12 protein-coding genes are annotated in these 12,347 nt (G+C 41.9%); all 12 read right to left on the reverse strand.

Going from position 1 to position 12,347, the window contains the following annotated elements; translation table 11 throughout:
• Positions 1 to 462: 462 nt before the first annotated feature.
• Positions 463 to 1,425: a translation elongation factor Ts gene (tsf, locus tag HMPREF9073_RS11505; protein ID WP_009413948.1), complete on the reverse strand. Its 963-nt coding sequence runs from the start codon at positions 1,423 to 1,425 to the stop codon at positions 463 to 465.
• A 125-nt stretch (positions 1,426 to 1,550) separates the two neighbouring features.
• Positions 1,551 to 2,276: a 30S ribosomal protein S2 gene (gene rpsB, locus HMPREF9073_RS11510; RefSeq protein ID WP_009413949.1), complete on the reverse strand. Its 726-nt coding sequence runs from the start codon at positions 2,274 to 2,276 to the stop codon at positions 1,551 to 1,553.
• 111 nt (positions 2,277 to 2,387) lie between these two features.
• Positions 2,388 to 2,774 (reverse strand): 30S ribosomal protein S9, encoded by a 387-nt coding sequence (rpsI, locus tag HMPREF9073_RS11515; protein WP_002681865.1) that lies wholly within the window; start codon positions 2,772 to 2,774, stop codon positions 2,388 to 2,390.
• A complete protein-coding gene (rplM, locus tag HMPREF9073_RS11520; RefSeq protein ID WP_009413950.1) occupies positions 2,774 to 3,229 on the reverse strand; it encodes a 50S ribosomal protein L13 in 456 nt (151 codons plus the stop codon). The genes rpsI and rplM overlap by 1 nt, the downstream gene beginning before the upstream one ends.
• 534 nt (positions 3,230 to 3,763) lie before the next feature.
• Complete coding sequence (locus HMPREF9073_RS11525) at positions 3,764 to 6,082, reverse strand: outer membrane beta-barrel protein (protein ID WP_009413951.1); 2,319 nt, start codon at positions 6,080 to 6,082, stop codon at positions 3,764 to 3,766.
• Positions 6,083 to 6,450: 368 nt separating this feature from the next.
• Positions 6,451 to 7,401, reverse strand: coding sequence for a PhoH family protein (locus HMPREF9073_RS11530; protein ID WP_009413952.1), 951 nt, complete (start codon positions 7,399 to 7,401; stop codon positions 6,451 to 6,453).
• A gap of 68 nt (positions 7,402 to 7,469) precedes the next feature.
• Positions 7,470 to 7,886 (reverse strand): CBS domain-containing protein, encoded by a 417-nt coding sequence (locus HMPREF9073_RS11535; protein ID WP_034555884.1) that lies wholly within the window; start codon positions 7,884 to 7,886, stop codon positions 7,470 to 7,472.
• Positions 7,887 to 8,002: 116 nt separating this feature from the next.
• A complete protein-coding gene (locus HMPREF9073_RS11540; protein WP_009413954.1) occupies positions 8,003 to 8,194 on the reverse strand; it encodes a PH domain-containing protein in 192 nt (63 codons plus the stop codon).
• Positions 8,191 to 8,487 (reverse strand): hypothetical protein, encoded by a 297-nt coding sequence (locus HMPREF9073_RS11545; protein ID WP_009413955.1) that lies wholly within the window; start codon positions 8,485 to 8,487, stop codon positions 8,191 to 8,193. The genes HMPREF9073_RS11540 and HMPREF9073_RS11545 overlap by 4 nt, the downstream gene beginning before the upstream one ends.
• Positions 8,488 to 8,493: 6 nt before the next feature.
• Positions 8,494 to 9,816 carry a DUF4302 domain-containing protein gene (locus HMPREF9073_RS11550; RefSeq protein WP_009413956.1) on the reverse strand — a complete coding sequence of 441 codons (1,323 nt, stop codon included), beginning with the start codon at positions 9,814 to 9,816 and terminating at the stop codon, positions 8,494 to 8,496.
• A 102-nt stretch (positions 9,817 to 9,918) separates the two neighbouring features.
• Positions 9,919 to 11,250: a DUF4302 domain-containing protein gene (locus HMPREF9073_RS11555; protein WP_009413957.1), complete on the reverse strand. Its 1,332-nt coding sequence runs from the start codon at positions 11,248 to 11,250 to the stop codon at positions 9,919 to 9,921.
• Between the two features lie 72 nt (positions 11,251 to 11,322).
• Positions 11,323 to 12,347 (reverse strand): DUF4302 domain-containing protein (locus tag HMPREF9073_RS11560; RefSeq protein WP_009413958.1); only part of this gene is annotated, 1,025 nt, incomplete at its 5' end.

The following is a 12,347-nucleotide window of genomic DNA, read 5'->3' on the forward strand; positions in this document are numbered from 1 at the left end:
AACAATCAGTAAAATATTTTTAATCTCCCACAAAACCAGCGAGTTGGCGTAGCTGGGTATGTGAACACGAATTTTCACCTAATGGTGAATTAAAAAGTCTCCCACAGATTACACGGATTGGCAGCTGGCGCTGCTGGATTTACACGGATTGTGATGTAAAATGGATTAAATTTATAGGAAAAAGCCCACGAATTTCACGAATTTTCACGAAAATGGGATTGTATAAAAGTCTTTATTTTTTATTATCTCACGAATTTCACCTGACGGATTATCTCACGAATTTTCACCTGACGGTGAATATATTATCTCACGAATTTTCACCTGACTGAATTATTTTGTGAGTATATCTGTTACAAACTGTAATTCAATATTCTGTTATATCGATCTAACGTTAGTTAGAGAAAAACTCCCCCTACTCAATAGTAAGAGGAGTTTTTAACATATATCATTTAAATATATAAATTACAAGGCTACGCGTTTGAAAGCAGTAATCTCTACATTTTTAGATTTTACAAAATCGGATACTTTTTTGCTTTCGTCGTAGATGTACACTTGGTCGAGGAGCGCTTTTTCTTGGTCGAGGGTAGTGTTATCGGAGATGAAGCGTTGTATCTTACCAGGAAGGATTTTATCCCAAATTTGTTCTGGTTTACCTTCAGCTTTCAATTCAGCTTTAGCATCGGCTTCAGCTTTAGCTAATACTTCGGGAGTGAGTTGTGCTTGTGAAACGTATTGAGGTACGTGTTTGAGCGGTTTGCCCAAGCGGTGTAACTCTTCATTTTCTTTTTCGATGATAGCGATGCGTGCTTCAGTTTCTTTAGCGATGTACTCAGGAGAGAAATCTTTGTAAGAAAGGGTTTCAGCACCCATAGCAGCGATTTGCATCGCTAAGTTTTTACCTACTTCGGCAGCATCGGCGATAGCAGCTGATAAGCCTACGATAGCAGCGATTTTGTTGCCGTGGTGGATGTAAGAACCTACGAAAGGTGCTTCTACTTTTTCGAAAGCACCGAGCTCTATTTTCTCACCGATCACACCTGTTTGTTCGAGGAGTTTTTCGGCTACGGTAATTCCTTTGTAGTTAAGGGCAAGAAGTTCGTCTTTGCTATTTACAGTAAGAGCGAGATCAGCTAAATCTTTAGCGAGGGCTACGAAATCGGCGTTTTTAGCTACGAAGTCGGTCTCACAGTTGAGAGAGATGATAGCACCTACAGTGTGGTTAGCATTTACTTGAGCGATAGCAGCGCCTTCTTTAGAATCGCGGTCGGCACGTTTAGCGGCTACTTTCTGACCTTTTTTACGCAATACTTCGATTGCTTTATCGAAATCGCCTTCGGCTTCGATGAGGGCAGCTTTACAGTCCATCATACCTGCGCCGGTAGCTTGGCGGAGTTTATTTACGTCTGCGGCGGTAATATTTGCCATTTTTATTAATATTTATCCTCTCCCCAGCCCTCCCCCCCGAGGGGAGGGAGAAGCCGGTGAAAGTGAGTTAAAAAATAATTTTAAGGCTTTGACAAAGTCCCTAACTTTGCCAAAGCTTATTTGATTTATTCGGCTGCTTCAGCTTCTTTGTTAGCGTCGGCAGTTCTGCTAGAAAGACCTTCGTTTACAGCTTCGGTGATGTAAGAAAGAACTTTTTCGATAGCTTTAGAAGCGTCGTCGTTAGCAGGGATAGCAAAATCCACCTCACGAGGGTCGGAGTTTGTATCTACCATAGCGAAAATAGGAATGTTTAATTTTTGCGCTTCTTTTACAGCGATGTGTTCACGGAGAGTATCGACTACAAATAGAGCACCAGGGAGGCGAGACATATCGGCGATAGACCCTAAGTTTTTCTCGAGTTTTTCGCGCAAACGTTCTACGTGTAGTTTTTCACGTTTTGAAAGGGTATCGAAAGTACCGTCTTTTTTCATTTTATCGATAGACGACATTTTCTTTACAGCCTTACGGATGGTTACAAAGTTAGTAAGCATACCACCAGGCCAACGCTCGGTGATGTAAGGCATTTTTACTGAAGTTGCTTTTTCGGCAACAACGTCTTTAGCTTGTTTTTTGGTAGCCACGAAAAGCACTTTTTTGCCAGAGGCTACGATTTTTTTGAGGGCTTCGGTAGCCTCTTCGATTTTAGCAGCGGTTTTGTACAAGTTGATTACGTGGATACCGTTGCGTTCCATATAGATGTAGGGAGCCATATTAGGATTCCATTTGCGGGTAAGGTGGCCGAAATGTACGCCTGCATCTAATAAATCTTTAATTTCTATGTTATTTGCCATTTCTTTTTAAATAGTTTACGTTCCTACTATTAGCAATAGCTTGGAGAGGTTTTGTAAATTTTAGATAACCGCCTGAGCCATTTGGATGCTAAACTAAGGAGCAAATTGATATTAACGTTTAGAGAATTGGAATCTCTTACGGGCTTTTTTCTGACCGAATTTTTTACGTTCAACCATACGAGGGTCACGAGTGAGGAGCCCTTCGGGTTTTAATACTGCGCGGTTTTCGGCGTTGAGTTCGCAAAGTGCGCGAGCGATAGCCAAACGAACGGCTTCGGCTTGACCGGTGATACCACCTCCGTATACATTTACTTTTACATCGTAAGCATCTTCAGCACCTACAAGGCTGAGGGCTTGTTTTACTTTGTATTGCAATGTAGGGGTAGTGAAATAATTGTTGAGTTCGCGTTTGTTTACGGTGATAGTACCGTTACCTGCTTTAAGGTAGATACGCGCTACGGCGGTTTTTCGTCTACCGATGGTGTGAATTACTTCCATTATTTCAAATCGTTTAAGTTAATGGTAACAGGTTGTTGAGCTTCTTGTTTGTGCTCGCTACCTGCATACACTTTTAAATTACGTAAAACTGCTGCACCCAATCTTGTTTTTGGTAACATACCTTTTACAGCTTTTTCGATGATACGTTCAGGGTGTTTTTCGAGGAGTTGTTTTACTCCTGTGAATCGTTGTCCTCCTGGATAACCAGTGTGGCGAAGATAGGTTTTATCTTCCCATTTGTTCCCTGTGAGGTTGATTTTTTCGGCATTGATAACGATTACGTTATCGCCACAATCAACGTGAGGGGTAAAATCGGGTTTGTACTTACCGCGAAGTAGTTTTGCTACTTTAGAAGCAAGGCGACCCAAAGTCTGTCCGTCAGCATCTACCAAGACCCACTTTTTGTTTACAGTGGCTTTATTGGCAGAGATGGTTTTGTAGCTTAATGTGTCCACTCTTTGTGATTTTTATTAAAAATTAAACATTCCTTAATAGTGTCATCAAACGACACTTTTATTTTTAGGGCGCAAAAGTACGACAAATATTTGAAACTGCAAAATTTTTGAGAGGTAAGAGGTAAGGGGTAAGAGGTAAGAATTTGGAAATTAGCAAATTAGAGAATTAGCAAATTTGGGAGGTGAGAGCCGCACGGGCAAAGAATGGGAGTGTGGGAATTAGTAAATTAGCAAATTTGTAAATTAGCAAATTTGGGAGTGGTGGAAACTGTGGGGCTGTTTAAAGATTTTTTTGTAAGAGGGCGCCGGAAAAGGTTTATTTATATAGGGCGTTTGCAAAACGCCCCTACACAACACAACTTAAAGACAATTTGATTATCAGATTAATAAACTTTGCCAAAGCTCGTAGCACGAGAGGCTATTAGAACTTTGGCAAAGTGTAGCGATGCAAATGCAACCAATACTCGGAGCTGGTATTGTAACGTTCTTGAGACTTTTCAGATTTCTCGTAATAATATAATGTGTTGTGATTCGTTAGAGTCGGGTTTTCTCTTCTTCTCCAGCTCCTTGTCCTTTATACTTGCTTTGGGTGGTATTGAAATTGTAACTCAGTCCTACTTTAAATCCAAAATTGCTGTAATTCTGAGCAGTACTATTACTAATGTACGGATTTTGTACGCGTGTGTGCTCATTGAGACCGTTATAAGGGTCCGAAATTACGGCATACACTGTAAGCGATTGGTGGAAGAACATACGGGCAACCCCTACGACTATTCCGCTCATATCCTTGTAGGCGTAGACTTCTCGGTTTGAACCTTTGTTCATATAAATAAACATCGCCAAGATTAACCAGTTTTCAGTAGGAGTAATTTGGTTCATCATTTCTACCATAAACCTACCTTCACTGGTGTAAAACACATTGTTAGCAAAAGGTTTTTTATAAGTGAGCGTAAGTTTAGGCATCCATTTGCCTATTTGGGTTTGCGCATTGAGCACACATTTCAGTTCGCTAAAATCGTCGTAATTGCGAAGGGTTTTTTCAACGGCATCGGGATTGATGCTTGAGAGTTGGTAATCGGAATAAATACCCTTGTGAATATTCGAATAACTTACCGAAGCCGAAATAGGACCATAAGTAGCCAAGGCATTCCATTCATCAGTAAGCTGAGGCACAATATATGGGTTTCCGCGATTGTACAAGAAAGGAGAACTATAACTGTTGTAGTCGCTGAGCTCATAAAAAGCTGGACGTTTAATTTTGCGTGCATAACTAAAGGTCAGTTGAGTTTTATCCCAAGGGAATGCGATAGAAATATTGGGCAACCAATCGCGGTAGGTCTTGCTTTTCACGGTGCTTTTTTGTCCGTTTTCGTAATAACCAAAGTCGGCGTACTCGTAGCGCGTACCGAGTTTCAAATTTACTTTTTTAATAGGGTAAGAGAAACTCACAAAACCAGCCGAACGCGTTTCGGTATTCTTAATATCCGAAGCCGAAAGCACATTATCAGTATAGTCCTCAGTGCGATGCAGGTCGCTCACCTCAACACCATAGTTTATAGCGCCCTTACCAAGGGTTTGCAAGAAAGTAGTTTTGAGTCCCCACCAATCGGAAGCAGCATCGGAATGGGTGTGCACGTTACGAGAGGTAGTGGTGAGGAGGTTGCGCTCCACAACATCGGAAGTGTTATCGGAACGCTGACCGATATAATCTACATCGGTTTGCAGTTTCAGTTTATCGGTGAGTTTACCTTCGTAATAAGCATTAACGCTCAGGTCTTTGTTTTGGCTAAAGCGGTCGTATTCATTGAGCCCTTTGGCAGTAAGGAGGTTATTTTTGAAGGTAGTGGTCTCTTGGGTGCTAAACCTGTGTCCTACCCAAGGTTCTACACTCCCTCTTACACTTGCGCCTATGGAATGTTTGTCCGAAATCTCGTGAGCTACCCCTATTTTAGCATTTATTCCTTTGGCATTACTCCTGTTAGTTTCGTCGCTTGTCACGCGCCAATCATTGCTTTGGGTATGCACTTGCAAATCCTGATAGATGTCAGCATTTTTCTTGTTGAAGTTGTTGAAGTTGCCTATAGTAGTAAACCAGTCGGTTTTGCCTTTGCGATAGTTCAGGTTAAGCCAAGTAGTTATCATAGCACCTTTTTTTAACACATAGTTTTCATTTTCACCCGACCCACTCAGTCCATCGCCTTGTTTCTTTTTCAGTTTGATGTAGATAACTGCCCCGACGGTATTGTCGTGTTCCGCACCAGGTTGGGTTTCCAGCTCTATGCTCTCAATATCTTTGGGAGATAACTGATAAATTTCATCAAGGTTGCGCACCCTGCGGTTATCGATGTAGAAGATAGGATTGCCTTTGCCAAACACCTCAAAGCCCCCGCCCGTGTACGAGGTACTCATCCCAGGCAAGAAGTTGATAAGCAAATCGACTTTGGGGAGGTTCTGCAAGGTCGATTGCGCCACATTGGTACTGATGCGCGTACCCTTTTGTTCTAATATCGGGCGATGAGCTGTTAGCACGACTTCTCCTAACTGATTGGTAGCAGGAGTCAAAACAATGGTGCCCAAGTTACTCCCCGAGGGGGTGAATACCTCCGTTTGATATTCCAAATGGGTAATTTTGAGAAGTATTTTTTTACCCTCAGCGGCATTGGGTAGTTCAAAAACACCTCGCTGATTGCTTATTGCCCCTTTTACGAGGGTAGAGTCGGGTAGGGACATCAGGATAACATTAGCGGCACTTATAGGTTTTTGGTCGGGGCTAACTAATGTACCTTTAAAAGAAGATTGTGCAAAGCTGCAGGTAGTTACAACTAATAGCAGTGATAGGATAATCTTTTTCATCTGTTTATATGGTTTTTGGTTACTAAATTAATTTTACGGTGCAAAGATATGATAAATAAAGGTATTATGCAATGCAAGGTACTTTTAATTTGTTATTTTGTATTAATTATTTTTTATCACACTGATTATCAGTTGATTTTTTTAGAAAGCTTTTTATTGCTTTCTCCCATATAAACGAAGATTTTTTGAAAAGGTTGGAATAACGTGAGAAGTTTTTGAGTAATAAGGAAGTAAAATGAAGAATGTTATAAATAAGCAAACGACTGAGGTGGGAACAATGGGAACAATGGGAGACTCTCTGAGAAACTTGGAACTCTCAGAGAGTCTTGGGGGTTATGGGTAAAATATAATTGTTTGTCGTGCTACGACTATTCGTTGTTTTCTATGGTTTTGTAGGCTTCGATGATGCTGCGTACTAATGGGTGGCGCACAACATCTTTATCGTCTAAGTGGAGGAAGGCGATGCCTTGTACGTTTTGGAGGATGAGCATTGCTTCTTTGAGTCCGGAAGAGACTTTGCGAGGGAGGTCGATTTGACCAGGGTCACCGGTGATCATAAACTTGGCATTGCGCCCCATACGGGTGAGGAACATCTTCATCTGGGCGTGGGTGGTGTTCTGAGCTTCGTCGAGGATTACAAAAGCGTTGTCTAAGGTGCGTCCGCGCATAAAGGCAAGAGGGGCAATCTCGATGATGCCAGCCTCAATAAAAGCGTTGAGTTTTTCGTGGGGAATCATATCGCGCAAGGCATCATAAAGAGGTTGCATATAGGGGTCGAGTTTTTCTTTGAGATCACCAGGGAGGAAACCGAGGTTTTCGCCTGCTTCGACTGCTGGACGGGTGAGGATGATGCGGCGTACTTGTTTTTCTTTGAGGGCTTTTACAGCTAAGGCTACCCCTACATAAGTTTTACCGGTACCGGCAGGCCCAACGGCAAAAACCATATCGTTATTACGCATCATTTCTACCAATTTTACTTGATTTTGGGTTTGCGGGCGGATGATTTTACCACTGACTCCGTGTACAATGATATCTTCTTCACGTACTTTTTCGGCAGTTTCGGGGGTAGATGCAGAAAGAATACTATCGATAGTGCGCTCGTCTAAGCGGTTGTATTTTGCGCAATAGGCGATGAGTTTTTCGATTTGTGTTTGGAAATCTTTGAGCTGTAGTTCTTCGCCAAAAACGATGAGTTTGCTACCGCGTGCAACGATTTTCAGTTTAGGAAATAGGGTTTTGATGTACTTGATATTACTTTCGTCTTCCCCACAAAATACTTGGGGGCTAACTTCGGTAAGTTCTAATGTTAATTCATTCATATTCAGGTAAAAGGTAAGAGGTAAGAGGTAAGAATTTGCGTTTCTTATCTCTTACCTCTTACCTAAATTTAATATTGTTCTAATAGGTATTTGATAAGGTCGGTAGTGGTTACGAGGCCGACAAGTTTGCCGTTATCTACCACGGGGATAGAGTGGAAGCTTTGGGCGGCGAGGATTTCGGCTACTTCTTTGATGGAGGTATCGGCAGTTACTGTAAGGGGTGTTTTAGCCATAATCTGCGGGATGGTATACATATCGTAGACAACGGAGGTTACTTCTTCATCGCCGTCGGTCATATCGGCAAAGCTGATACGAAGGAGGTCGGAATAGCTTACAATGCCTATAAGTTTATCGCCTTCGACCACAGGGATGTGGCGTATACGGTGTTTTTTGAACAAACGTTCGGCTTCATAGAGTGATTGATCGGGAGAGAGGGTTACTAACTCCTTACTCATAATTTGTGAAACGGGTACTCTTTGTCTCATAATAATTGCGTTTTTAAGGTGAATGTTTTTGTTTATTGATTTCACCCGCAAAGATACGAAACTTTTTGTAATTGACAAATTTATTAATTAGCAAATTTGCTGTTTTTTTAGGTGTATTACAATTTAGCGGTAAGTTGTGTTATCACCTCATCGGGCGATTCACAACTGAGGGCGTATTTTCTACCGCTTTTGGTGGTTACCAAAAAACACTGATGAGTATCACCTACAAATGAAGTGTACTTTCCGATACGTTTGTTACAGAAAATACCTATATAGCCAAAAAAGCCTGCTGAACCGAAAATTCTCATATCCCAAAACGACGGCTTGTGTTTTCTACGGAGAGGATTTGGCTGTATTTTAAGCTGTTACTACCGAAAAGTTTTTTCAAAGTAAGTTTATCGGGTTCTAACACTATACTCATAGGAGCGCTGAGTATAAATACAGCTAAGGTAATGGTAATAGCGATGATACCTAACAACAAGCCGTAGTTGGGATTTAAAAGATAATTCCTGCCCATCGTCACTAAAGCAACGATGACTAATACACTTACTAATACTGTGATGATTCTTACTGTATTACTCCAATGAACATTCTTTTTCATAAAGTATTATAGTTTTTTGAGTGCATAAGCAGGAAAATAGAAAGAGGGCTTACTATGACTTTGGAAGAAATAGATAAAGCGATCGTTTTGTTTTTCTCCTGTATTTTTGATGTACAAACCTTCGTTGCTGAGGGCTATCAAGTTTTCTAAACGCTCAAAGGCAAGGTCTAAGAGGGCGCGGTTTTCGGGTTTTAACCAAGAGCTCGAAGCCATTGGATGCTTGAAACTTTGAAAGGTCATATAGAGTTTTTTATCTTTGAACTCATAGGTGGCATTGGCAGTAATTGATTCGGTACTCGATTTATCGGGGAATTTATAGCCAATGATAAGATCTACTTTGTTTCCTGCCTTGAAACGGATAGTGATAGAGTTGAACGCTTTTTCACTATCAATTGCTAAAAAGTTGTCGTGGAAAGGCTTACTTGTATAAGCTGAGTTTTTAAAGGAGGACTCTAAATAGGTGAAGGCACTCACCTGATCGTTGACGATGGCTAAATAATCATCGGAATTGAAGACCTCTGGGCTGATGAGTGAATAGTACAATTCGACAGTTACCCCCTCTACCGTCGCGCTATAAGTGGGAGTTTCGGTACTGCCACTACGTGTTAAATCACTGAAACTCTTACCTTCTATCGTTAGAGGTGGTACCAAAACGATGCCGTTTTCGGTGGCTTTTACGGGTGCTTTTACCGTGGCGCCTTGAAGGGCTAACACTCTATTGGTGAAAGCAATAGAGTAAAGGGTAGGCGAAGTAGTGGCTGTTGATACTTTCAAAAGGTAGTGAGATGTGTGCTCGGTGAGTGGCACTATATTGCGCGCAAGATTAGGGAATTGCGCTTCATCGGTGGCAGTGGCAGGTTCAAAATAGAGTTGCGACGGCTGATTGCTGAAAGGGTTTTTGAATTTGAGTTTATCACCTTCTTTACCGAGATATAGGAATTGATATACTTTACCTGAAAAATCTTTAGCGGGGTCGCCTTGGAGTACATCGGCGAGCTGGTGTAGATAATTTTGGCCTACAAAGCTCAATACACTGCCTTCTTTGGTTTCCTGAGTGGTGTAGCGCGTGGTGGTGGAGGTAGCGGTCGCACTGAGGTCGGAAAGCATAGATACTTTGCCCTCAGAGGTGAACTTGAGGAGGAATTGATAAACGCCTATGCTGTTTCCATTAGTATAGGAGAGTTTCCAGCCGTTTTGAGCTGTAGTAAGCTCTTTCATTAAGGCAGAGTTTTGCACTGGAGTGATAGGGTCATCTCCAGCAGTGGGGTTGTCGTTCTTAGCGCAGAACGAAAGGCTCATAGCGAGCAGGAGGAAGGTGATTTTTTTCATTGTTTTTTTAGGGGGTTAGGGGTTAGGAAATAGACTTTGCCAAAGGTGCGAGCCGCACGGGCAAGAAACTTTGACAAAGTGTATTGATGCAAAAATTACTATTTATTGTCCCCAAGCAAGGAAAGCATATTGAGGATGTTCATAGCTTTGGAAAAAATAGATGGGGTTTGTAGCAAAAGGTCGGATAGAGAGATCCAATTTTTTCACATAATAACCTTGATTACCAAGTTCATAGATGCGATTTAAGGCTCGTTTGGCTTGTTCTACCACTGCCTTGTTCTTAGGGTCATTCCAAAGATCTTCGTTATCAACTGTTAAAGTTCCGTCAGTTTCGGTGAAATACAAGCGTTTGTTTTTGAGTTCGTATTTAGCGTTTACACTTATAAAAGAAAGATTATTTTCTTCAAAATTGTGTCCTATTTCTATTTGGCAAACAGTTCCTGAGAAGGTCATCATCACCATATAGAGGTCGGTAGTGGCATCTACACGCAATACATCTTGATAGAAAGCTTCGGTTAGATACTCATATTTTTTCATTACTTGAGTGTTAATCGCAAGTGCTTCAATTTGGGTATTGATGTGCTGGTAATCATCACTGTTGTAATCGTCAGGAGAGAGTAATGAGTAGAAAAGTTCGGCGGTAACTCCATTCACGGTAGTGCGATAGGTAGGAGGGTTACTGTTTTCAACGCGTTTCAATTCGTTGAAAGGTTGTCCGCCTAAGGTAAAAGCGCGATGGAAAGCAATGCCATTTTCAGTTGCTGAAGTAGCAATTTTGTTTGGGGTATTCTTCAGTGATAACACTCTATTGGTAAACTCGATAGGATAGGTAGTAGGGCTACCTGTAGTAGGGCTTACTTTCAGGTAATAGTGAGAGGCGTTGTTGCTCAAAGGGGCAATGTTTTTGTACAACGCAGGAGTGCGCGACCAATCGGCAGCAGTAGCGGGTTGAAACACTACAGAAGCGTTGTTTCCCAGAAGCAAGTTTTGGAATTTGAGGTTATTACCTTCCTTGCCTGTATATAGGAACTGATAGACTTTACCTGTGTGAGCAATACTTGCAGCTCCTTGTAGGGCATCGGCTAAACGGTGGATTTGGTTATTGCCGATAAAGCTGAGTACTAAGCCTCTCCCCTCTTCTTGAGTGCGGTAGCTGCTGGTGGTAGGGGTAGCCGTAGCACTGAGATCGGAGAGCATTGTTACCTTGCCTTGATCGTCGAACTTCATCAGGAAATTATAGCCTCCAAAAGAATCATCAGGAGAGACATACGTAAGTTTCCAGCCTTCGGGAGATGCGGTGAGCTCTTTCATCAAGGCAGGGTTTTGTACTGGAGTAACGGAGTCGTTACCAGTGTTGTCATCATCATTCTTAGAGCAGAATGAGAGGCTCATAGCGAGCGCGAGGAGAACGGTGTTTTTTAAGGATTTTTTCATTATTATTATTTCTTTCTTAAGTTTCTCATTATTAGGGGTCAGGGGTCAGGAGGGGCGATTTGCCAATCGCCCCTACAGTGGGACTCCCCAGATAGGGAAAGCGTACAACGGAAATTCGTAGCTTTGCAATAGATATACGGGGTTATCCTCTTGGGGTTTAACTTTGATGTTCAGTTTTTTGATGTACAACCCTTGTGCTCCAAGAGCATAGACACTTCCTAAGGCGCGTTGTGCTTGTTCTAAGATTGCTTTGTTTTTCTCGTCACCCCAAACATCAGGCGCAGAAGTGCTCAGGTTTTTATCACTATCTTTAAAGTACAAACGTTTGTTTTTGAGTTCGTACTTACAGCTGATTTGGAGTACAGAGAAGCCTTTTTCAGGGAAAATATGTCCTATTTGGATATGGCAATCGGTGGCACCGTCGAACATTACTCTGAGCATATAGAGGTCGGTAGAGGCATCGACTTTCAATACATCTTCATAGAAAGCCTCGGTCATATACTCATTATTTTTGAAATACTGGCTCATAAGAGCAAAAGCTTCGATAGTGGTATTGATATCTTTATAATCGTCGCCATCAAAGAAATTAGGTGGTACTGAGGAGTAGAAAAGCTCGGCAGTAACGCCATTCACGGTTGCTTTATACACGGGGGGTACACTACCTGCAACGCGTTCTAACTCGGTGAAAGACTGTCCGCCTAAGGTAAAAGCGCGATGGAAAGCAACACCTTTTTCAGTTGCCAAAACAGCGACTTTGCTTTGGGTATTTTTCAGTGATAACACTCTATTGGTAAACTCAATAGGATAGGTAGTGGGCGTACCCGTAGCAGTGCTTACTTTTAGGTAATAATGAGCGGCAGCGGTGGTTAAAGGGGTGATATTTTTGTACAACGCAGGGGTACGTGACCAATCGGCAGCGGTGGCGGGTTCGAACACTAACTGCATACCACTGAGGAGCAAGTTTTGGAATTTGAGGTTATTGCCTTCTTTACCTGTATATAGAAACTGATAGACTTTACCTGTATGGGCATTACCTGCAGCCCCTTGTAGGGCATCGGCTAATAGGTGGATTTGGTTATTGCCGATAAAGCTGAGTA

This window comes from Capnocytophaga sp. oral taxon 326 str. F0382, from assembly GCF_000318295.1.
GTDB classification, from domain to species: domain Bacteria; phylum Bacteroidota; class Bacteroidia; order Flavobacteriales; family Flavobacteriaceae; genus Capnocytophaga; species Capnocytophaga periodontitidis.

Excerpts from the sequence above, each read along its gene's own strand:
- tsf (WP_009413948.1), bottom strand. The coding sequence starts at position 1,425 with ATGGCAAATATTACCGCCGCAGACGTAAATAAACTCCGCCAAGCTACC.
- rpsB (WP_009413949.1), bottom strand. The coding sequence starts at position 2,276 with ATGGCAAATAACATAGAAATTAAAGATTTATTAGATGCAGGCGTACAT.
- rpsI (WP_002681865.1), bottom strand. The coding sequence starts at position 2,774 with ATGGAAGTAATTCACACCATCGGTAGACGAAAAACCGCCGTAGCGCGT.
- HMPREF9073_RS11525 (WP_009413951.1), bottom strand. The coding sequence starts at position 6,082 with ATGAAAAAGATTATCCTATCACTGCTATTAGTTGTAACTACCTGCAGC.
- HMPREF9073_RS11530 (WP_009413952.1), bottom strand. The coding sequence starts at position 7,401 with ATGAATGAATTAACATTAGAACTTACCGAAGTTAGCCCCCAAGTATTT.
- HMPREF9073_RS11535 (WP_034555884.1), bottom strand. The coding sequence starts at position 7,886 with ATGAGACAAAGAGTACCCGTTTCACAAATTATGAGTAAGGAGTTAGTA.
- HMPREF9073_RS11540 (WP_009413954.1), bottom strand. The coding sequence starts at position 8,194 with ATGAGAATTTTCGGTTCAGCAGGCTTTTTTGGCTATATAGGTATTTTC.
- HMPREF9073_RS11545 (WP_009413955.1), bottom strand. The coding sequence starts at position 8,487 with ATGAAAAAGAATGTTCATTGGAGTAATACAGTAAGAATCATCACAGTA.
- HMPREF9073_RS11550 (WP_009413956.1), bottom strand. The coding sequence starts at position 9,816 with ATGAAAAAAATCACCTTCCTCCTGCTCGCTATGAGCCTTTCGTTCTGC.
- HMPREF9073_RS11555 (WP_009413957.1), bottom strand. The coding sequence starts at position 11,250 with ATGAAAAAATCCTTAAAAAACACCGTTCTCCTCGCGCTCGCTATGAGC.